A 20,297-nucleotide genomic window follows, 5' to 3' on the forward strand; every position below is an offset into this window, starting at 1 on the left:
GGTCATGCACACAGACACCACCCCAAAAGAAAAGCCCACCGGGAGCGCAAACTACCCGGCAGGCCACACAGACCGCCGGATCGTAGCGGCTGCGGATGACACCGGCAAGCGCTTTGCTGCACTGGCCGCACGCTTTGCCCTGGCAGGTCACACCCTGACACGCAGCGACCTGGCAGACGGCGGGGCGCTGGGGCTTGTCGCGTGCCCTGCCCGATCTGCAGGCGGCGGCGCACTTCCTGGCGCAGATCGGGGGCAAACCATGAGCGAGCCCGACAAAATCAAAGCGCTGCACCTGCTGCGGGATCTTCACCCGGGCGTGAGCAGCGAGGTTCAATGCGCCCGCATTCGGAATGCACTGAGCCGGTTCAGCATCACCACGTTTGAGGCCATGCGTTACCTAGACGTGTACGACCCCCGGGCGCGGGTGATGCAACTGCGCAATGCAGGCGACGCGATTGATACGCACTGGCAGACCGTCATTACGGAGGCCGGTGAACGCCACCGTGTCGGGGTCTACACCCTGCGGCCGAACGCGGGGGCCGTAGCATGAGCGGCGACCTTGCTGAGCAGTTCGTATCCGCGATTGCAGCGGCTGGCTTGAGCCCGCCGGACAGCATCAGCGCAGACGGCGCAATCCACCGCTTCAGTACCAACGGCAGGCGCGGTGATGATTCGGGCTGGTACATAGCGCACACCGACGGCACAGCTGCTGGCGCGTTTGGCTGCTGGCGCACTGGCCTGCAATCGAGCTGGTGCGCCAAGTCAGATAGCACCATGACGGCGGCAGAACTGTCCGACCACCGGCAGCGCGTCAAGGCTATGCAGGCGCAGCGCGAAGCCGACCTGCTGGCAACCCAGCTACAGGCCAGCCAGACAGCGGCGGCATTGTGGGGCCAAGCCGATGCGGTGACAGCGCATCCGTACCTGAGCAGCAAGGGCGTACAGACCCACGGCCTGCGCATGTTTGCGGACAAGCTGCTGATCCCCCTGCGCGACACGGCAGGCACGCTGCACAGCCTGCAAACCATTGCGCCCGATGGTGACAAGCGCTTTCACCCCGGCGGGCGCGTGAAGGGCTGCTACCACTCGATAGGCAAGCCGGCGGGCGTGCTGATCGTCTGCGAGGGCTACGCGACCGGCGCAAGCATTCATGAAGCAACCGGGCACGCGGTGGCGGTGGCCTTCAACGCGGGCAACCTGCACGCCGTGGCGCTGGCCTTGCGTGCCAAGTACCCGGCGCTGAAAATCATCATTGCAGCCGATGATGACCACCTGACAGACGGCAATCCGGGCATGAGTAAAGCCACGGCGGCGGCGCTGGCAGTCGGCGGGGTGCTCGCTGTGCCCGTATTCCCCACATCGGAGGACGGCAGACCTGACAAGGCGACCGACTTTAACGACCTCTACCTGCTGGCCGGGGCAGATGCGGTGAAGGCGTGCATTGATGGCGCTATTAATTCGATAGCTGCTTGCGCTCGTCCCGATTGGGCTACAGGCATAAATGATGCATGGGCAGAGCCCACGCCGTTGCCCAACGCCTTGCCCCCGGTGGACCCGTTCGACGCAGAGCTATTGCCCGTGGCATTGCGCGCCTGGGTGATGGACATTGCGCACCGGATGCAATGCCCGGCGGACTTTCCGGCGGTGGCGGCGCTGGTGGCCTTGAGCAGCCTGATTGGTGCGCGTGCCGTGGTGCAACCCAAGGCGCGGGACGACTGGCAGGTTGTGCCGAATCTGTGGGGCGCGGTAGTCGGCAGGCCGGGCGTGAAAAAGTCCCCGGCGCTCAGTGAAGCATTGAAGCCATTGAACCGGCTGCAAGCTGACGAGTTTGAACGCTGGCAACTCGAACACGATGCCTGGGCTCTGGACTGCAAGGTCATGGCGATGCAGGACGATGCGAACGAGAAAAAAGCCAAGGGGCTGGCAGGCAAAGACCCGGCGGCGGCGCGTGCCTTGCTTGAGCCAGTGGACACCCCGGCGGAACCCGTGGCGCGGCGCTATATCGTCAACGATGCCACAGTGGAAAAGCTGGGCGAGCTGATGCAGCAAAACCCCTGGGGCACCTTGAGCTATCGGGATGAACTGTACGGGCTGCTGACCGGACTGGACAAGCAAGGACAAGAGGGATCGAGGGCGTTTTACCTGCAAAGCTATGACGGCAATCAGGGCTACACCTTTGACCGCATTGGACGCGGGACGGTGCATATTCCGCGCGTCTGCCTGGCGATGATTGGCGGCATTCAGCCGGGCCGCATTCAGGAATATGTGCGCGGTGCGGTGGCCGGTGGCAGCGCTGATGACGGGCTGTTGCAGCGCTTCGGGTTGGCTGTTTGGCCTGACATCACCGGGGAGTTTGTGCATGTTGACCAATGGCCTGACACGCCCGCGAAGCAAACCGCCTGGGCGGTGTTTGAACGCCTTGCAGAACTGCAGCCAGCCAACGACACCGACCCGCAGGTCTGGCGCTTTGATGATGCTGCGCAAGCCTTGTTTGTCGAGTGGCTGGTTCCCTTTGAAACCGAGATTCGCGGCGATGACTTGCACCCGGCGATGGTTTCGCACCTGTCCAAATACCGCAAGCTGATTCCGGCGCTAGCGCTGGTGTTTGCCTTGATCGACACGCCGGACAGCGGCGGCCTGATCCATGAACGCGAGCTGATCCGGGCGCTGTCTTTTGGCGACTACCTGCGCACCCACGCAAACCGGCTGTACGCGGCAGCGGTGACGCCTGAGACCACGGACGCGGTGACGCTGCTGTCCAGAATCAAGGCGGGCAAGCTGGTGGACAGGGACGGCGTGATGTTGGACAGCTTCACGCCCCGGCTGATGGCCTTGAAGCATTGGGCCGGGCTGGGCACGCCGGACGCCGTGCGCAAGGCAGCGGAGGTGCTGGCTGATTACGACTGGCTGCGACGGGACGTGGTGCAGTCTGGCGACGCATTGGGCCGGGGCAGACCCAGCGACCGCTACACCACCAATCCGATGGCAAGGGGCACGGCATGACGTGGCTGGCACGACTCAAGAAAATTGATACAGCCCCCGAAAAGGACGCTACAAAAACTACAAAAAGGGTTTCTGTAGTTTCTGTAGCCCCGGGGATGGCCCCCATGCAAAAAGCAGGGCGTGATTCACCGGCAGCGAACGATGCGGCGCAAGTGTTGGCGCTAGTTGCCAGTAGCGAGGTTTCCACGCAGGTTGTCAGCCCAGCGGCGTTAATTGCCGACCTAGACCGCTGGGCATGGCCACACAGCCAAGCCATGACAGGCCGGGAGATTGACACCTTCGCGGCGCGGCTGGCGCGCTTCACCGACAAGGGGCTATCACTGATCGACGGCGAAGCACTGGCGGACAAGCTGGTGACGCGGGACCGTGAAGCAGACGAGCGGCGGCTATGCCTGGAGTGCGTTCACCTGGCGCGCAACGGACTATGCAAAGCCGTCACCACCGGCGGCAAGCCCATTGAGCCCGTTTCTACAGTCCTGCAACGCTGCGACAGCTTCGCGGCGCAACTTTGAAAGGCCAGCATGGCAACGGTTAAAAAAACCTCAAAAAACCTAAGAAAACCTGAGGCCCCAAAGCCGCCTGCACCGACCACAGCGGACAAGGCGCGCATGGCCTTGCTGCCATCGGTCAACGGTGCGGCGGTGATCGAAGCCTATCAAGGCAACGTGATGGGAAAAGATACCGACATGGGCGGTTTGATCGAGCGGTTGCGCAACACCTTCACCGAAGTCAAGGGCGGCGACCTGCACAACCTGGAGGCCATGCTGCTTGGTCAGGCCACGGCATTGCAAACCATTTTCACCAGCCTGGCACGGCGTGCGAGCACTCAGGATCGTTTGCCGCAATATCAAACTTTCCTAGGGCTGGCCCTGAAAGCGCAGGCGCAAAGCCGGGCGACCATATCGGCGCTGGTGAACCTGAAGCACCCACGGCAAGCCATGTTTGTGAAACAGACAAACATTGCGCAGGGGCCGCAACAGGTGAACAACGGCGATGCGCCCAACGGGTCTACCCCGCAAAACGCGCGCGCGTGCGCGCACGGAAAAGAAATCGAACCCGAGCAAAACAAACTATTGGATGCGAATCATGGGCAACAACGGCAAAGGATGGACACCAGAGCGGCGCAAAAAGCAGAGCGAAGCTATCAGGCGGTGGAAACCGTGGAATCAGTCCACCGGGCCAAAAAGCGCAGAGGGTAGAGCTGCTGTGGCGCGCAACTCTTGGACGGGCGGCCATTGGCTAATGCTACGCAAGGCTATTAGTGAAATGAATGAGGTAATACGGCCGCAGCACAAAAGCATCGGATTGTAAAAGCTGATTTTTGTAGCGAAAGCGGTTAGGAAGTTTGACGCAAGCATTCCCTATCGCAAGATTCATTTTTGTTACGTGATTTGGAGTTGGGTAGCAGGGTACAGCTGCACAAATTTTGCCACTTCGCTCACGTCTGCCTCTAACCAGTTGATGTAATCATCTTGATCCAGAATTACAACCATTCTTTTTTCGTCATTTGGCATCAATAGAGACTGCATGAGTGGGTAGTCTTCGGCGTCGACAGTCAACATCGTGAAACACTGAACAGATCTGCCGTCAGGCGAAGGAATTGACCACCAAATTCCTGCGATGCCTAAAGGGGTTCCGTCTACCCGAGAAATACAAGCTTCCTGTATTCGTCCGCTTTTCAAGTCTGGTTCGAAGATTGCACTTGCGGGAATAATGCAGCGCTTACCGGTGTCCCAAGCTTGGGCAAAAACAACACTTTTATGGATGGCCTCATAAGGAGTGTTGTACGTGGCGTGGTCTGAAGTTATGTCGACCCACTCTGGTGACAAGCCGAAAAAACCAAAACCCACATTTTTTTTAAGGGAGTCGCCGTCTTGAGAAGATGAACCAGTTGGTTTTTTTATAAAAACGCCTTCTGTGCCTGCAAGAACATTCTTGTGCTGCTCGCGTAGAGGCATAGCGATGCCAAATGAGCTTTTGAATGCTACTGCGTCGGTTACGGACTGAAAACGGCTGCACATGAAGTCTCCTAAAAAAGGAACTAAACCAACAAGTCTGCTTTCATCACAGCGCACATTGCAGTTGCAACGCGGTCTCTTCCCAAAGTATTTAGAAAACCGCGCAACACAAAGGTACGGCGCTTGCCAACATCGTTGTAGGACTGCTCTTAGGTTAAGAACATGAGTTTTCCGGGACAGCAAATGTACAAGTTAGGCTTGCAGGGTGTACCGCGCTTTGCCTGGATTTGTAAGCGTGCTGGTCGCCATGTTCAAGAGGCACCGATTGAAAGACTCGCACCCAAGTTGACGCGCGCTGGGTAATTCGGTTTCATCAATCACTCAGTTAACGTCCAGCACCAAAAAATCACAAGCATTACGTCAGTCCACACGGATCTGGCTCGCCTCAGGTTCGCAAAAGTCCGCTTGCATTGCCCAAGCATCTTGCAAAACGTTGCCCGCAACCCGCGCTAAAACAGTTCCATGTGCAACTGCTGCAGGACGCCGAGCCCCAGGACATATCCAGCCACTTTCAGGTGGAACTGCCGCTACAGTTTTACAAGCTGGCCCGGGGTCCGCTCAGTCAAGGTGTGTATGTGGCCTGCGGTCAGGCGCAAGTCGGGCAATGGGCGCTGATCCCTGACGCCTCCAAAACAATGAGCCCGACCCGCTCGGACGGCAAGCGCATGAGCATTAACAATTGCCGCTCAAGCGGCATGATCACGACGTGAAGTTGCCGGCGACCTCGGGCCAAGGGCCAGCGCTTGATACCGGCCAAAGATTTTGACAAGCCTTATTGAGGCACTCTGACGGGCAAGAACATCTGGTGGCGCTTCAAACGTGCCGACGGGTACCCGTAAGCGCTGACCGGCTGTACAACGCGTGGCCGAGAAATCTGCAGTCTGGGGCGGGCAACAAGTCTGGCACTTCGACTTCCGGGAAACCGGCAGTTCCCTTTGATTCAACGCTAACGCACAAAACGCCGTCGTGCGCGTGCGCGAGACACACAGCGGTACGACCCTTTGTACATTGTTACTAACGAGACACAAAAAGTTTTGACGGTACTTTTGGCGGTATTTTTCGAAATCACAAATCAATAAACCAGCATTCATGCGGGTTACAGCCTAATTTTTGGTTCCTGTTGGTCATTTGGTATTATTTTAATAGCTGCTTGCGCCCGTGGCATATGGTCTAGAGGCCTAAAAGACCATCAAAAAAAAGGTTTCGGACCGCCTTGCACTCCGGCGGCGCCAAATTCCGCCCCGATTATTTCCAGTGGTTGAAGACGGGTGTTTTCTTGCCTCCCGCACCAGAAGAAGAATCAGCGCATGTTCGAACAGACCTTCAAGAATATCGACGACATCCTGCACAAGGACGCCGGCTGCAACAGCTAACCCGACTACACCGAGCAGTCATCCTGGCTGCTGTTTCTCAAATACCTCGAAGCGCTCGAAACCGACAAGGCCATGGAGCACGCGCTGGACGGCAAAAAGTACAACGCCATTCTTGACGACGCCTACCGCTGGGAAAGCTGGGCAGAGCCATGGTGCAGGTCATCTCAAAAGCCCGGAGCAGATCAGACGGGCATTTGTCGGGTTTCAGCAGTATTTGTACCAGCGCTGTAGCGCTTTTCGGGCGCATAAATACTATCATTTTGATAGCTGCTCGCGCCCGTCCTAGATTGGCTACAGCCCTGAATGACCAAAGAACTCGGCAGCCGCCCAGCGCAGCTGATCGCACCCCGCGCCCGGAGCGCGATCACGCCGATTGCCGCAGGCCTAGGGTGCAGGCCTTGTAACGATACTGCTGTCCAGTGTCACTGCACCAATCCGCGTCAATGCTCTGCCGTTCGAAACCGCGCCGGTATTTAGCGTGATCGACTGGTCAGCCAGGATGTTGCCCTGGAAGACAGAGGTGGTTCCCAAAGTCGCCGACGTACCGACCTGCCAGAAGACATTTTTAGCCTGGGCGCCGCCAGTCAGGATAATCCGGCGACCGGCGGTGGTGGTTAGCGTGGATGCCACCTGGAAGATCCAGACTCCGTCAGCAGGACCTGCAAGCGTGAGATCGCCTGACGAGATCGCCAGCGTGGAGGTGGATTTGTAGAGGCCGGGGGCGAGGGTTTGGCCGCCGATGTTGCCGGACACGGTGATCGGGGCTGTGGTGCGCCCGGCGGCGGCGTTGTACGCGGTCGTCAAGCAAAGCTTGGCGGCGTTTGCAAGGGTGTCGTTGACGTGTATCGCCCCCCCAACTACCGTTCCCGGCGGAAACCCGGTTACGGCGGAGCCCGGGCTCAAACCAAGATCGCCATTAACGATGGTAGGACCCGTGTTGGTAACAGTGGAGCCTGCCAGCACCGCGAAGCTGGCGGCGCAATCAAGGTTCACCAGCGCTGGGCCTGGGGCTGGCAGCGCTGAAGCGCCTGTTGTAAAGGTCCATGGATTCGGTGCAGTGCCACTTGCCAGTGGATTGCCCGCCAGGTCTTTGGCCCCTCTGGCGCCGCCAACAATTGCAGCCGTGTAGGTGGTGTTGGCCGCAAGATTGGCCGTCGGGTTGAAGGTCGCGGTGGTCCCCACGTAGCTCACCAAGCCTGCAACCGGCGTCATTCCTTGCGTTAGGGTAAACGTCCTGCGGGTAATGCTCAAAGGATTCATCGGCTCGCTGAAACTGGCGTTGATATTCTGGTTGACAGGCACGCCAGTGGCCAAATGCACAGGGACTGTGGAAGTCACCGTTGGCGCTGTAAGGTCTGCGCTCACTCCGGTCGTGAAGGTCCAAGTGAAGTCGCTTGCGAGCGCGTTGCCTGCCAGGTCTTTGGACCCGCTGGCGCCGCCAACCATGGTGGCCGTATAGGTGGAATTCGCTGCGAGATTGTCGGTCGGGTTGAAGGTCGCGGTGGTTCCAGCGAAGGTCACGGTGCCCGTAACCGGGGTGACGCCCTGCTTTAAGGTCATAGTCGCGGTGGTAATGCTTGAAGGGTTCATCGCCTTGCTAAAGGTGGCAGCGATGTTCCCGCCTAGCGCTACGCCCGTGGCCAAATTCGCAGGAACTGTGGAGGTCACGGTAGGTGCGGTGGTGTCTTTGGCCGCTCCGGTTGCAAAGCTCCAGACGAAAGCGCTGGCAAGTGCATTACCGACTGCATCCTTGACGCCCTTGGAAATAGTGGCGGTACAGGTGGTGTTGGCCGGGAGAACGCTCGCTGGCGCAAAGATCGCCGCATTGCCGCTCACGGCGTAGCTCACGTCGCCTGCGACAGGCGTGCCGGCAGGGCATGCGAGTGCAAAATTAGCGGCTGTGATGGTGTGCGGATCCATTGCCTCACTGAAGCTGGCGGTGACCCGTGTGTTGGGCTCCACACCGGTGGCATCGGAAACCGGAGCTGTCGAACTAACGGAAGGGGCGCTAGTGTCTGCCGTTAATCCCGTTGTAAATTTCCACACAAAGTTTCTGGCCAGTGCAGTGCCGGTGCTGTCCTTGGCTGCGGAGGTCACCGTCGCAGTACATTCAATACCCGCCGGGAGATTGTGTGCGGCCGGAAGTGTCATGGTCGCCACGTTGCCTGCTGCCAGGTAGCTGATCGCTCCCGATAAACCGGTTCGTGCAGGACATGCCAGCGTAAAGCTTGCCGGCGTCAGCGTAGCGGGATCCATCGCCTTACTGAACGCGACCGAGATTATTTTCGTCGTAACCGGAACACCGGTACCTCTATTGAGTGGTATGACGGCACTTACCTTGGGCGAGGCCAGATTCTTGATGCCTCGCTTGCCAAGATCTCGGCCGTCGTCCCTCTCGGTAGCGCCGCATACCACCGTCACAGCGGTAAGCAGAAAAGCCATGAACCATATCCGGCCCCTGGAATAGTCGAACTCGAATGTTTTCATTGGATTGATCCTAAAAGGTAACGCGCGGCTTCGGACAGCAAAACTTAAACACGCAGCCGCGTAGTGTTAGCTCTGCTGCAAATTATGTTTGTACGTTGCAGCACTTAGCGTCGCGTTATCCAGGTAACTTTTGTCACGGATCAGCAGGTCGCTTTTTTCGACGATGCAACCCTGCCAACCTTTTACAGCTTCGACGGAAGCTCCCGCCGGCGTGCCAATCCGCACGCCTTCAAATGCGTGTCGTGCGTGCTGGACCTGTTGCGCGAGCGGCTCCTTCGCACCATGCGCCCCGGGCGCCGGTGTCACCTTCTTGACTGGCTCCAAAGCCTTGGGCGCGCTGGTAGCGCCGGTAGCGCCGGTTGCACTGGCATTGCGCTCAGGCTCTCCGGCCAGCGCCGCAACCAGTGTTACTCGACGCTTATTTGAGTATTCTTAATGAGGGCGGTGAAGCCCGCTGAATTACTATGATTTTGATAGCAGCTAACACCTATTCTTCGTGTGCTAGAGCCTATTTCCATCAATTTCTTCAGATTTTTTTGGGTGCCTCTGACCACTGGCCGAGCTCTATGCCAAGCGCACGGACAGCGCTGCCCGGCGGCATCAGCAAACCCTGAGCACAAGCTCAACTTTTTTTTACTTGCTGCCCGACAACTGCGGGGACCTGAAAATTCCGCATACCTTCAATGGAACCCAGGAAATTCATCACACGATCAACCATCTGCCCGTCAAACAGGTAAGGGTCAAACCGCTCGTACCCCTGCGACTCAAGCCATTTCATCATGGGGCCTTTGACCGCCACAAACTTCATCTCCCAGCGCCCGAAAGAACGTGTCTCGATTGGTTTTTTCCAAAGCACGGTGAAGCGGCTATGCCGGGAATCCGTTTTGAGCTTTAAAAGAAGATTGTTTAGTGTCGCTTCCTCGCCTTCAAGGCATTGCATAAAGCAACCATCTCCAAAACAAAGGACGCCGGTCAGGCCGCTGTTCCTGTTATTTCCACGAGACTGGAAGAGGATTTTTCCAGCATGCGGCTCTATCCCGCCCTTGAAGTTTTCCGGCCCGGCGAAGCTAGAGCGGCTGATATAAACAAGCTGAGTCAGTTGTGACATATTCTTTTATGTGGCAACTCAAATTACACGGTGATAGTGATTTTTACATTTCCGCTTCCGTGAACTTTAAGAGCGGCGTGCTCTTGTGGGTTCGCCGGAGCACCAGCGCCAAAAAGAAAGCCCGAATGGCGCCGACCAGCGCACCGCCTATAACTCTCCACGCGTTTTCCGTCAGCAGCACGCCAAGATCAAGAATGCCAGGCGCCTCCACCACGCGCACGTCCATCTCGTGAAGATCGTCGACCATTTTGCTTTCCCTTTCTTGAAGTACCTTGTTCCGCAAAAATGAATGCCTGCTGTTTTTTTGGCATTGTGCAAGACAGTGGAAAAGTTATCAACGTTTGACGAGCTTGCACCAAACTGACGCCAAACCGCCAACGGTGCCAGCCTTTGTGATGGAGACGCTCAACTCGCCCCCTGAAAAAAGCGCCCTGACAAGGCCGGCGCCCTCGGGCCATTCAAACTGCAGGCGGTGCCGAGTCAGCGCCTTCATTAGCTATTAATAGCAGCTTGTGCCCGTATTCATTGGCATAGAGCCTGTTTTTAGCAACTTTTCCAGGCCGGCATACCCTGCGGCAGGGCGGACCAGTTTTGAGGCCGCCCGTGGCTAATTTTGGGCATTGACTAGGACATCCCCTGCGCCGTGAATACCGGCTAACATAAATCCTCCGACAGTTAACATCCACCCAGCGAGGCGACCCAGTGAACACCGGCAAGCAGATGCGCAAAATCTTGTTCGCGATATTGGCCATATTGGCCGTATGGGCCACACTGGCAAGCCTGCCGAGGGCAGAGGCGCAATCAGAGATTTCAAGCTTCGCTAACGTGCAGGAAGACGGCTCGATGAGGATCTCGGGCTCGCTGGTCCGGCTCTACGGTATTTACATTCCCCCGACCGATCAGACCTGCAACACCTTCATCCGACCTATGCCATGCGGAACCCGGGCGTCGCTGGCACTGGACTTCAAGATATCGGGCGCTTTCGTACACTGCCTGCCCCGGGTGACCCACCCTGACGACAGCATCACGGCCAGTTGCACGGTGGACAAGGAAGACCTGAGCGCATGGATGCTGCAGCGCGGCTGGGCCGTGGCGCTGCCTGACGCGCCTTTTGAATACCGCACGCTGGAGAAAATCGCCCAGTCCAGGGGGATTGGCATCTGGGGCATCCCGGTCGAGACGCTACGGCGCAGATAGCGCAGCCAGGGCCGGCTGGCGTGAAATGGCCTTGAATTGGCCGCCAGCCGCGGGGAAAAGCGACTTATTCCTGAGTCTGCATGCCAAATAAGCCTCTAGCCCAATGAATACGGGCACAAGCAGCTATTTATTTCATAGCAAATTAAAGGACGTCCTGCTTGTTGGTCAGGCGCAGCAGCCATCGATGACCGCGCGCACCAGCGCCTCGGGCGCGCTGCGCAGCGCCGCCTTGCCCGGTTCGGTTATCAGCACGAAGCGAATCTCCCCGGCTTCGGATTTCTTGTCGACACGCATGAGCGCCAGGTAGCGCCCGGCGTTGTCCGTGGGCGAAAGCAGCGGCGCCCGAACAGGCAGGCCGGCGCGCTGGATCAGCCGGGTCAGACGCTCGACAAAGGGTTGATCAACCAGCCCCAGGCGCTGCGACAGCTGCGCCGCCATCACCATGCCGCAACCCACGCCCTCACCGTGCAGCCACTCGCCATAGCCCAGCCCGGATTCGATGGCATGCCCGAAGGTATGGCCGAAATTCAAAATGGCCCGCAGGCCCGATTCGCGCTCGTCCTGCGCCACGACAGAAGCCTTGATCTCGCAACTGCGGCGGATGGCGTGCGCCAGCGCGGCGGGCTCCTTGGCCAGCAGCGCATCCAGGTTGGCTTCTATCCAGTCTAGAAATGCCATGTCGGCAATCGGACCGTATTTGATGATTTCGGCGAGCCCGGCGCTCAGTTCACGCGCGGGCAGCGTCGTCAGCACATCCAGGTCGCAGACGACCTGCAGCGGCTGGTAAAACGCGCCAATCATGTTCTTGCCCAAAGGATGGTTGATGCCGGTTTTGCCGCCCACTGATGAATCGACTTGCGCCAGCAGCGTCGTCGGCACCTGCACAAAAGGCACGCCGCGCATATAACTGGCGGCGGCAAAACCCGTCATGTCGCCCACCACGCCACCGCCCAGCGCGAACAGCACGGTTTTTCGGTCGCAGCCGTGTTGCAGCATTGCGTCAAAAATCAGCTGCAGCGTGGCCCAGTCCTTGTAGACCTCGCCGTCGGGCAGGGTGAGCACATGAATGGTTTTGAAGCGCCCTTGCAGCGCAGCCTGCAGGCGCTTCGCATACAGCGGCGCCACGGTGACGTTGCTGACAATCAGCGCCGTGCTGGCCGCCGGAAGCCCTGCAAAGGTGGCCGCATCGCCCAGCAGCGAAGGGCCGATCAGGATGGGATAACTGCGCTCGCCCAGATCAATATCGACGCGCTGTGGAGAGGTGGATGCTTGCATAGGCCGCTAGTTTAGAGGAAGCGCTTGCGGGCGCGGGCTGGCGCTTTGTGCCTGCCCACCAAGAGGCTCGGCTGCTGCGCCAGTTCGCGTAACTCAGGACCCAGGCGAGAGTGGCGGCGGGGTTTGGGGTACCGGCGGTATGGGCGGTATCGGCGGCAATGGCAGCACGCCAGCCAGCTCAAGCTGCATCACGATCATGTTGACCAGCGTTGCCACCGAGGGGCGGCCGGTTTCGATCACGAAGTGCGCCGTTTCACGGTATAGCGGGTCGCGCACGGTGTACAAATCGCGCAGGCGGCCCAGCGGGTCAGGCACCTGCAGCAGGGGGCGATTGACATCGTGGCGAAGCCGGCGGAACAGCTCGTCGGGGGAAGAGCGCAGGTACACAACGTGCCCACGTTCGCGCAGATGCTGGCGGTTGGCCGGGCGCAGCACGGAACCACCGCCGGTTGAGAGCACGCCATTCGCAAGTGAAGTCAGCTCATCAATCACAGCCTCCTCGACATCGCGGAAGCTGGCCTCCCCTTCTCGCTCAAAGTAGTCGCGGATGGAGCAACCCAGGCGTTCCTCGATGACGTGATCGGAGTCAAGAAAAGGCAACTGTAGCCGCCGGGCGAGTTGCCGCCCGACGGTGGATTTACCGGAGCCGGGAAGGCCGATGAGGGCGATACCGCTCACGACTTCAGATCATCCTCAATTCGGCACCGCACAGCCGTTCACACCGTACGGGGGAGTCAGGAATGAGCCGTTCGTGTCATCACCGATTACGAAACTAGTCACGTACAACTTCTCCACCGTGCCCTCGGACCCAGCCACGCTTGTAGTGACCTTGACGGCATACTCCAGCCAAGTCGCGACGTTCTGTGGGTATTCGACCTGAATAGTTGCGCGACCGTTCGTGCCCGTCGTGTTGGCGCCCACGAAAGACAGAATCACATCAGCCTTCCGCGGAGAGATAGCGCCATTCCCATCAGCGTCCTCGCCAGTATCCAGCGTGCCATTGCGATTGGTATCTTCGTTGGCGCAACTCAGACGTGAGCCGGCATAGGTGCCTTTCAAATATCGCCTGAGGTCCACGCTGGCCGAAATTTGTGCATTCGTTACGGCATTTCCCGCAGCATCCGCAACGGCAACGTCGAACTTCTTGATGTAGGTCAAGTTGTTGGCACCTTTGGCCAACTCGTTGTTGTCGCCCAGCGTAATTGACAACGGCTGGCTGGCAACCGTCATCGTTGCGGTCCTCGAGTTGGCACAAGCACCACCTGCAATATCTGCATCCGTATTGCCATAGCATGCCCGAATGATCACACCATTGGTCGGACTTGATCGGGTTCCCGCAATATAGTCGGCCACTGCTATGCCGCTTACGTCGCTGTAGACCATCGCCGTGTCAGTGGAAATTCTCTCTGCAGGGTCCAATTGCGGGGATACGATGATGAACCTGACGCGCACGTTCTGGATCGGCTGATTAGTGGCATTCAAAAAAACCGCCCTGAGCCCTGCACGGTTGCTTGTCGAGCCAGCGCTGTTAGGTGCGATGGTGTTGGGTGCAATGGCCAAACTTGCCGCACTGACGGTACCTACTGCATCAGGAATACCGCCGCCGCCCGCGTTGACGACTTGAACATCGCGGCGTGCGGTTACGCCTGACGCGGTGACCTCAATCGAATAAGTGCTCGGCGTAGTCGGGGCAGCGCCGAGCTGGGCCACCGCATTGCCGTTGGTATCAGTCGTCAAAACCTGGCTAAAACCGAGGGTTCCGCCCAACGTGGCAGCCGTGTTCGAAATACCATTTCCATTAACGTCGGTCACCTTGACGGTGAGAGTCATCGCGCCGCCCGGCGCAGGTGTGGCAGGCACCGGGGTCAGGGTAATCTGGCTTCCTGTGACCGGAATCGTCACGACCGTCGTCTTGCCGTTCAGCGTCAATGTGGCTTTAATATTGCGGTTGGATTTGTTGCCGCCAATGGAGATGTTTCCGGACCCTTGGCCGGCAATGTCAGTGGTCGCAGACACCGGCGTATAAATCCCGGAGTCCAACGCGACCGACAGAGTAGCGCCAGTCACCGGGTTGTTGCTGGCATCCAATGCCGTCACGGTCAAAAGCGCCTTGTCTGTACCAGAGTTGTTAAGGGAGTTCTTGTCCAGCTGATAGACGAAACTCGCGACAGCCAGCGTTCCCGTGTTGCCGGTAACGGGCGGAGTGGTTGCTCCAGGAGCAGGAGTCGTTGCTCCAGGAACCGTACCCGCACTACCTCCACCCCCACCACAACTCGCCAAAGCAACAGCCAGCACGCCAACCGATAAGTATTTCAAAAACTTCATGTCAATCTTTCAACGCTTGCTGATACTAAATTCCAACTGACTTCAACTACCGCGCTGCAGTCCGGTCCGAAATCATTTTCGGCGTGATGAACACCAGCATTTCCTGTTTTCTTGACGTGCGGGTGCGGCTCTTGAAAAGGTTGCCCAGGTAAGGTACGTCGCCCAGCACAGGCACCTTGGTTTCGTTGACTGATTCGTCCAGGGTAAATATGCCGCCAATCACGACCGTGCCGCCGTTTTCGACCAGCACCTGGGTCTTGATGTGCTTGGTGTCGATGGCGATACCGGCCGCCGTGGTTTCGCCCCGGCTGTCTTTATTGACGTCGAGGTCAAGAATGATGTTGCCCTCGGGCGTGATTTGCGGCGTGACTTCGAGCTTGAGGTTGGCCTTGCGGAAAGCCAGCGAAGTCGCGCCGCTGGAGGTGGCCACCTGGTACGGAAACTCGGTTCCCTGTTCGATCAAGGCCTTGGTCTGGTCGGCCGTGACGACGCGCGGGCTGGACACGATCTTGCCTTTGCCGTCGGCTTCAAGTGCCGACAATTCGAGATTCAGGAAACGGTTGGCTGCGGCATTGAAGATGGAAACCGCGAAGGAGGCGGCGGCATTGGCCACGCCCAGGCCCGACGCCGGCAGGTTGACGAAATTGCCGGACGTGTCCACAGTGCCACCTGCACCGGTGGTGGCCACAGCATTGCCGTAGTTGGTGCCGAAGGCGACGCGGTTGCTGCCGCCGAGCTGGTAGCCCGCATCGCCGCCGCGCTGTGCACGCAGGTCAACGCCGCCCAGTTTCACACCGAGCGATTTGCCAAAGGTGTCCGTGGCTTCCACGATGCGGGCTTCAATCAACACCTGGCGCACCGGAATATCGAGCTTGGCAATCAGACTTTGCACCTGCTCCAGCTTGGACGGGATGTCGGTGACAAACAACTGGTTGGTGCGTTGCTCGGCAATGACGCTGCCGCGCGCGGACAGAATTTTGGTGGACCCTGCCGCCCCCGTGCCAATCAGCCCGACCGCGATATCGGAGGCGCGGGCATAGTTCAGCTTGAAGTCCTGCGTGCGCACCTGCTCGAGATTCTGGACAGCGTTGCGCGACTCCAGATCGAGCTTGTCCTTGGCTGCCAGTTCGTCCTTGGGCGCAATCAAAAGCACGTTTCCGGCCTTGCGCATGCCCAGCCCCTTGGCCTGCAAAATAATGTCCAGCGCCTGATCCCAGGGGACATCCTTCAAACGCAGGGTGACAGCGCCGGTGACAGTGTCTGAAGTTACGATGTTGAAGTTGGTGAAATCGGCAATGACCTGAAGCAGCGAACGCACTTCAATGTTCTGAAAGTTCAGCGATAGCTTTTCGCCGCTGTACCCGGGGCCCTGAACCAACTTGCCCGGGTCCACCTTTTGCTGGCGCACTTCTAGCACAAACTGGTTGTCGCTTTGGTAGGCGCTGTGCTCCCAGGCGCCTCGGGGCTCGATGACCATACGGACTTTGTCGCCGGTCTGAAAGGTCGTCACGGTTTGCACTGGTGTGCCGAAGTCAGCCACGTCCAGTCGGCGGCGCAGGCCCTCGGGCAGCGCAGTTTTCAGGAACTCAACCACCAGGGTCTGGCCTTGCTGGCGAATGTCAACACCGACCTGGTTGTTGGCCAGCCCCACCACAATGCGGCCCGAACTGTCGGTGCCACGGCGAAAGTCAATATCTGTAAGCGGCAGCATGTCGCGGTTGCGGCTTTCGGCAAAGACCGGCGCGGCTGCCACGGAAGGCGCAGCCACGGTGGCTGGCTCCAAAACAATCAGCAACGACTTGCCCTGTATTTCGGCCTTGTAAGCCGTCGGTGATTTCAGGTTGAGCACCACTCGGGTCCGCTCGCCAGCTTGCACCACATTCGCCGAACGCAGGTTTCCAAGGTTGAGTTCGACCGCCGTTCGTCCCATGGCGTTGCTGACGCCGGGAAAATCAAGGGCAATGCGGGCGGGTGTCTGGATGGTGAAACCGGTCGGTACCGCCGTCAGCGCTTGGGTCAGATCAATCCGGATCACTTCCGTGCCGCCCTGAATCGAGCCCGAAACGGCTTGGATGGCGTTTAGCGCCTGGGCCGGCAGCGCCAGGGACATCGCCAACGCTGCTGCGCTGAATGAAGCGTAGCGCAACACAAGTCCGAACAAACGCTGCAGGCCGCCACCATTACCGTCGGCATCAATTGCCCATGTCTGCTTCTTCATTTTGATCCCTCTAAAAGCTGTAATGTCGCCGTCCGCTCTATCCATTCGCCGCCAGCGTCCTGCACGATCTCACGCAATGCGAGGCTGGTTTCGGTCACTTTGGTGATACGTCCATAGTTCTGGCCTAGGTGGTTACCTGCCCGCACCTGGTAAATCAGGTTGTCCACCCGAACCAGCGCCACGGGTTGGCCGACCTTGATCAGGCTGCCCACCATGAAGACGGCGTCCAGAGGGGACGCCTCCAGCGGCTCCTTGCGCCGGCTCAACTCTGGCGTGATCAAGGCCGCGTTGGCGGTCGCCTGAGTGGACTCGCGCTTCAGTGCCTGTGTCAGCTTCTGGTTGCTGAAAGGCTCGATGGCGCCTTCCTGGTTATAGGCCTGCGGCGAAAACTTGGTGGGTTCGGGCAAAGGCTCTACTTTGGGTCGGGTGGCGTTTCGTTGTTCCGCCATCCAGTGCTGCAACTCTTGCTGATCCGAGACGCCGCAGCCCACAGTGGACACTACCACCAGCGTCAGGCTGCCGGCCAGCGCGTAGGGGGTGAATCTCATTTTTTGGCTCCTGTGGCGGGCGCACTTTTTCGCTGCAAAGCCACCTCTTCGCTGTCCAGATAGCGGAAGGTTTTGGCGGTGGTATCCATCATGAGCATGCCATCCTTGACAGGGGTGATACTCAGGTTGTTCAGGGTGACGATGCGGGAAAGATTGGCGATGTCGGCGGCAAAAGCGCCCATGTCGTGATAACGACCCGAGACCCGCACAGCAATCGGCAACTCGGCGTAATATTCTTTAACGCTTACCTGGCCGGGACGAAACAATTCAAACTGCAGGCTGCGCCCCAAACCCGCCTGGTTAATGTCGGACAGCAATGCATCCATTTCGGCCTTGCTCGGCAATTGCTTTTCAAGCTGGGTCACATATTGCTGGACTTGTTCGCGCTGCTTTTGCAGGACCTCCAGGTTGACAGCCTGTGCCAGCTTTTTCTTGTAGTCTTCTTTCAGTTGAACCTCTTTGGCTTGTTCGGCAGTCAGTTCCTCATCGGAAGAACTCAACCAAACAAACCAAAGGGCTACCACGACAACAACAGTGACGGCCAAGCAAAGCAGGTAACGCGGCAGCGCTGGCCAGGACGGCGGGTCATTCGCGTCTAAGCCGCTGAACTGGGCCGTGATGCGACTTTGAATATCGGCGAAATCAACAGAACTTTTTGAGGTTTTTACCATGGTCAGTCTCGTTCAAACCGCGTCAGGTCTTGGAAGCAGGCAATGCGGCGGAAGCAGGCTTGGCAACGACCGTGGAGAAGGCAGGCACAGCAGGCAGGGCAGGCGCTAAAGCGGCTGCATTTACTGAGGCGGCAGAACTGGCAGGCTTGGGATCAGTCGCTCTTTTAAGCCCGACGCGCATCGAGAAATTGGACACCCGTCGCTGGTCGCGCGGGCTGAGCGCAACTGTGCTGGCGGTTATTTCCACCAGTTCTGGTTTGGTCAGCCAGGGACTGTTATTGGCAAGGTTGCGCAGTAACTCGGAAACCCGCTCATTGGACTGCGCGACACCGGCGATCAGGATAGTCTGGTCGTCTTGCTTCATGCTGTTGATGTAGACCCCGTCGGGCAATTGCTTGACCAACTCGTTCAGCAAGTACACCGGCAGGTTGCGATTGCCCTGCAAATCTTCCACAGCATGTTGGCGAGCCCGCAACGCGGCAATTTCGGACTGCAAGCTGGCAATGTCCTTGATCTGGGTTTCGAGGCGGGTGATTTCCGTCTTCAGAAAGGTATTTTTCCCTCGCTGACTTTCAATTTGCGCCAGGTACCAGGAGTACACCGCACCGCAAATCAGACCGCCGACCAGCGCAGCGATGCCCAGTGTTGTAAAGAAAACTTCGCGCCTGCGCTTGCGCGCGGCCTCGCGGTGCGGGAGCAGATTGACAAGAATCACTGCACGAACCTCCGCAAAGCCAGACCGCAAGAGGTCAGATAGGACGATGCCTCTCGCCGCATTTTCTTTTCCCGCACGCTGTTACCAAGCGACATGCCCTCAAAGGGATTGGCCAACAGGCAAGCAAACGAGGTTTGCTGCGTCACGGAATCGGCCAAACCGGGTAGCGAAGATGAACCGCCCGCCAGCATCACATAGTCCACCTTGTTATGCGGTGTACTGGTAAAGAAGAACTGGAGCGCACGGCCGATTTCCTGCGCCATGCTTTCAACAAAGGGTTTCAGAACCCCGGACGCATAGTCTTCCGGCAAGTCACCGCTGCGCTTTTTACTCTCCGCCTCTTCCGGAGAAAAGCCGTACTGGCGAACAATCAGTTGCGTCAGTTGCGCGCCACCAAAGGCCTGATCTCGCTCGTACAAGACCTCATCGTTTCTCATTACCTGCATGCTGGTGGTCATGGCGCCAACTTCAAAAAGGGCCACCAGAGTGCCCGCTCCCTTGTTGGGCAGGTTCTCAATGAGACGCGCGGTTGCCAGGCGCGAGGCGTAGGACTCGACATCCACCACGATGGGCTTGAGCCCGGCAGCTTCGGCCAGCCCTTGCCTGTCCTGCACTTTTTCCTTGCGCGAAGCGGCAATCAGTACTTCGACGTCGCCACTGGATGTGGCGCTGGGCCCCACCACGCAGAAATCCAGGCTGACTTCGTCAAGCGAGAACGGAATATACTGGTTGGCTTCGGATTCGACCTGAAGCTCCAGCTCGGCATCGCTCAGGCCGCCGGGCAGGATAATTTTCTTGCTGATGACGGCAGACGCCGGCAGCGCCATCGCTACGTTCTTGGTGCGCGTACCGCTTTTTTTGACCAGGCGACGAACCGCATCAGCGACCTCGTCGAATTTTTCGACGTTGCCATCAGTGATCCAGCCCCGCTCCAGCGGCTCAATTGCGCAGCGATCGAGCACCAGGTTACCAGCCTTGTCACGGCTCAACTCCACCAGCTTGACGCTGGACGAACTGATATCAATGCCCAGCAAAGCGGGCGGTTGACGTTTGAATAACGATCCCAGAGAGATCAAGGCGGGCTCCCAAATGATGGCTAATATGTAGCCCTGCATACTTAAGAAATCGCTTGAATAGTAGCAGCAAGCCCCTTGTGTCGTAACGATTTTTCCCACTTCTTACATTCAAAATGTTGCCAAAAGCAGACGGTTTTGATACGACTTCGACTGTAAGCCCGCGCAAGCCCCTTTCTACAAACGTAAGAGTGTGGCGTTTTGCACAACGACAGATACAGACCGGTTTGCCGGTTTTTTATAATTGAATCTCTATCAGTCAAGCGACTTCACGACTTCACGATTG

The 20,297-nt window shown here is 58.3% G+C and carries 19 protein-coding genes; 6 read left to right on the forward strand and 13 right to left on the reverse strand.

From position 1 onward, the window contains the following. Window positions 1-4: 4 nt before the first annotated feature. The 4 genes from HHJ18_RS18625 to HHJ18_RS18640 all read left to right on the forward strand — a co-directional run bounded on the left by HHJ18_RS18625 (window position 5) and on the right by HHJ18_RS18640 (window position 4,202). Window positions 5-550, forward strand: a complete 546-nt coding sequence (locus HHJ18_RS18625) for a helix-turn-helix domain-containing protein (protein ID WP_296917653.1) — start codon at window positions 5-7, stop codon at window positions 548-550. After that, window positions 547-3,003: a DUF3987 domain-containing protein gene (locus tag HHJ18_RS18630; protein WP_296917655.1), complete on the forward strand. Its 2,457-nt coding sequence runs from the start codon at window positions 547-549 to the stop codon at window positions 3,001-3,003. The genes HHJ18_RS18625 and HHJ18_RS18630 overlap by 4 nt, the downstream gene beginning before the upstream one ends. A 104-nt stretch (window positions 3,004-3,107) precedes the next feature. Then, the gene (locus HHJ18_RS18635) at window positions 3,108-3,515 is read left to right on the forward strand and encodes a hypothetical protein (protein WP_296917657.1); all 408 of its coding nucleotides are present in this window, start codon (window positions 3,108-3,110) and stop codon (window positions 3,513-3,515) included. 96 nt (window positions 3,516-3,611) lie between these two features. Further along, entirely contained in the window at window positions 3,612-4,202 is a 591-nt protein-coding gene (locus HHJ18_RS18640) for a hypothetical protein (protein WP_296917659.1), read from the forward strand. Between the two features lie 183 nt (window positions 4,203-4,385). On the opposite strand, the gene HHJ18_RS18645 is transcribed toward HHJ18_RS18640, so the two are convergent. Next, window positions 4,386-5,024 (reverse strand): SOS response-associated peptidase family protein, encoded by a 639-nt coding sequence (locus tag HHJ18_RS18645; RefSeq protein ID WP_296917661.1) that lies wholly within the window; start codon window positions 5,022-5,024, stop codon window positions 4,386-4,388. A gap of 461 nt (window positions 5,025-5,485) precedes the next feature. On the opposite strand from HHJ18_RS18645, the gene HHJ18_RS18650 reads away from it, so the two are divergent. Further along, window positions 5,486-5,731, forward strand: a complete 246-nt coding sequence (locus tag HHJ18_RS18650) for a hypothetical protein (RefSeq protein WP_296917663.1) — start codon at window positions 5,486-5,488, stop codon at window positions 5,729-5,731. Between the two features lie 1,047 nt (window positions 5,732-6,778). Here the strand turns inward: HHJ18_RS18650 and HHJ18_RS18655 are convergent. The 4 genes from HHJ18_RS18655 to HHJ18_RS18670 form a co-directional block, all read right to left on the reverse strand. After that, window positions 6,779-8,881 carry an Ig-like domain-containing protein gene (locus HHJ18_RS18655; RefSeq protein WP_296917664.1) on the reverse strand — a complete coding sequence of 701 codons (2,103 nt, stop codon included), beginning with the start codon at window positions 8,879-8,881 and terminating at the stop codon, window positions 6,779-6,781. Window positions 8,882-8,947: 66 nt separating this feature from the next. Beyond that, a complete protein-coding gene (locus HHJ18_RS18660; protein ID WP_296917666.1) occupies window positions 8,948-9,205 on the reverse strand; it encodes a hypothetical protein in 258 nt (85 codons plus the stop codon). Window positions 9,206-9,503: 298 nt separating this feature from the next. Beyond that, complete coding sequence (locus HHJ18_RS18665) at window positions 9,504-9,989, reverse strand: BLUF domain-containing protein (RefSeq protein ID WP_296917668.1); 486 nt, start codon at window positions 9,987-9,989, stop codon at window positions 9,504-9,506. A 43-nt stretch (window positions 9,990-10,032) separates the two neighbouring features. Continuing rightward, on the reverse strand, window positions 10,033-10,236 hold the full coding sequence (locus HHJ18_RS18670) for a hypothetical protein (protein ID WP_296917670.1): 204 nt from the start codon (window positions 10,234-10,236) through the stop codon (window positions 10,033-10,035). A 455-nt stretch (window positions 10,237-10,691) separates the two neighbouring features. Between HHJ18_RS18670 and HHJ18_RS18675 the strand changes: the two genes are divergently transcribed. Next, the gene (locus HHJ18_RS18675; RefSeq protein WP_296917672.1) at window positions 10,692-11,186 is read left to right on the forward strand and encodes a thermonuclease family protein; all 495 of its coding nucleotides are present in this window, start codon (window positions 10,692-10,694) and stop codon (window positions 11,184-11,186) included. Between the two features lie 165 nt (window positions 11,187-11,351). Here the strand turns inward: HHJ18_RS18675 and aroB are convergent, their stop codons facing one another. The 8 genes from aroB to HHJ18_RS18715 all read right to left on the reverse strand — a co-directional run bounded on the left by aroB (window position 11,352) and on the right by HHJ18_RS18715 (window position 20,014). After that, the gene (aroB, locus tag HHJ18_RS18680; RefSeq protein ID WP_296917674.1) at window positions 11,352-12,461 is read right to left on the reverse strand and encodes a 3-dehydroquinate synthase; all 1,110 of its coding nucleotides are present in this window, start codon (window positions 12,459-12,461) and stop codon (window positions 11,352-11,354) included. Window positions 12,462-12,554: 93 nt separating this feature from the next. Beyond that, window positions 12,555-13,139, reverse strand: coding sequence for a shikimate kinase (locus HHJ18_RS18685; RefSeq protein ID WP_296917676.1), 585 nt, complete (start codon window positions 13,137-13,139; stop codon window positions 12,555-12,557). 15 nt (window positions 13,140-13,154) lie between these two features. Further along, window positions 13,155-14,786 carry an Ig-like domain-containing protein gene (locus HHJ18_RS18690; RefSeq protein WP_296917678.1) on the reverse strand — a complete coding sequence of 544 codons (1,632 nt, stop codon included), beginning with the start codon at window positions 14,784-14,786 and terminating at the stop codon, window positions 13,155-13,157. Between the two features lie 46 nt (window positions 14,787-14,832). Continuing rightward, complete coding sequence (locus HHJ18_RS18695) at window positions 14,833-17,004, reverse strand: type IV pilus secretin PilQ (RefSeq protein ID WP_296917680.1); 2,172 nt, start codon at window positions 17,002-17,004, stop codon at window positions 14,833-14,835. Then, a complete protein-coding gene (locus HHJ18_RS18700) occupies window positions 17,001-17,552 on the reverse strand; it encodes a pilus assembly protein PilP (RefSeq protein WP_296917681.1) in 552 nt (183 codons plus the stop codon). The genes HHJ18_RS18695 and HHJ18_RS18700 overlap by 4 nt, the downstream gene beginning before the upstream one ends. Continuing rightward, on the reverse strand, window positions 17,549-18,223 hold the full coding sequence (locus HHJ18_RS18705) for a type 4a pilus biogenesis protein PilO (RefSeq protein ID WP_296917683.1): 675 nt from the start codon (window positions 18,221-18,223) through the stop codon (window positions 17,549-17,551). The genes HHJ18_RS18700 and HHJ18_RS18705 overlap by 4 nt, the downstream gene beginning before the upstream one ends. Before the next feature lie 22 nt (window positions 18,224-18,245). After that, window positions 18,246-18,938 carry a PilN domain-containing protein gene (locus HHJ18_RS18710; protein ID WP_296917685.1) on the reverse strand — a complete coding sequence of 231 codons (693 nt, stop codon included), beginning with the start codon at window positions 18,936-18,938 and terminating at the stop codon, window positions 18,246-18,248. Next, window positions 18,935-20,014 carry a pilus assembly protein PilM gene (locus HHJ18_RS18715; protein ID WP_296917687.1) on the reverse strand — a complete coding sequence of 360 codons (1,080 nt, stop codon included), beginning with the start codon at window positions 20,012-20,014 and terminating at the stop codon, window positions 18,935-18,937. The genes HHJ18_RS18710 and HHJ18_RS18715 overlap by 4 nt, the downstream gene beginning before the upstream one ends. Window positions 20,015-20,297: the final 283 nt, after the last annotated feature.

This window comes from Polaromonas sp., assembly GCF_012927455.1.
GTDB lineage: Bacteria > Pseudomonadota > Gammaproteobacteria > Burkholderiales > Burkholderiaceae_C > Polaromonas.

Excerpts from the sequence above, each read along its gene's own strand:
- HHJ18_RS18665 (WP_296917668.1), bottom strand. The coding sequence starts at position 9,989 with ATGTCACAACTGACTCAGCTTGTTTATATCAGCCGCTCTAGCTTCGCC.
- HHJ18_RS18655 (WP_296917664.1), bottom strand. The coding sequence starts at position 8,881 with ATGAAAACATTCGAGTTCGACTATTCCAGGGGCCGGATATGGTTCATG.
- HHJ18_RS18645 (WP_296917661.1), bottom strand. The coding sequence starts at position 5,024 with ATGTGCAGCCGTTTTCAGTCCGTAACCGACGCAGTAGCATTCAAAAGC.
- HHJ18_RS18630 (WP_296917655.1), top strand. The coding sequence starts at position 547 with ATGAGCGGCGACCTTGCTGAGCAGTTCGTATCCGCGATTGCAGCGGCT.
- aroB (WP_296917674.1), bottom strand. The coding sequence starts at position 12,461 with ATGCAAGCATCCACCTCTCCACAGCGCGTCGATATTGATCTGGGCGAG.
- HHJ18_RS18670 (WP_296917670.1), bottom strand. The coding sequence starts at position 10,236 with ATGGTCGACGATCTTCACGAGATGGACGTGCGCGTGGTGGAGGCGCCT.
- HHJ18_RS18695 (WP_296917680.1), bottom strand. The coding sequence starts at position 17,004 with ATGAAGAAGCAGACATGGGCAATTGATGCCGACGGTAATGGTGGCGGC.
- HHJ18_RS18640 (WP_296917659.1), top strand. The coding sequence starts at position 3,612 with ATGGCCTTGCTGCCATCGGTCAACGGTGCGGCGGTGATCGAAGCCTAT.
- HHJ18_RS18690 (WP_296917678.1), bottom strand. The coding sequence starts at position 14,786 with ATGAAGTTTTTGAAATACTTATCGGTTGGCGTGCTGGCTGTTGCTTTG.
- HHJ18_RS18635 (WP_296917657.1), top strand. The coding sequence starts at position 3,108 with ATGCAAAAAGCAGGGCGTGATTCACCGGCAGCGAACGATGCGGCGCAA.
- HHJ18_RS18705 (WP_296917683.1), bottom strand. The coding sequence starts at position 18,223 with ATGGTAAAAACCTCAAAAAGTTCTGTTGATTTCGCCGATATTCAAAGT.
- HHJ18_RS18700 (WP_296917681.1), bottom strand. The coding sequence starts at position 17,552 with ATGAGATTCACCCCCTACGCGCTGGCCGGCAGCCTGACGCTGGTGGTA.
- HHJ18_RS18625 (WP_296917653.1), top strand. The coding sequence starts at position 5 with ATGCACACAGACACCACCCCAAAAGAAAAGCCCACCGGGAGCGCAAAC.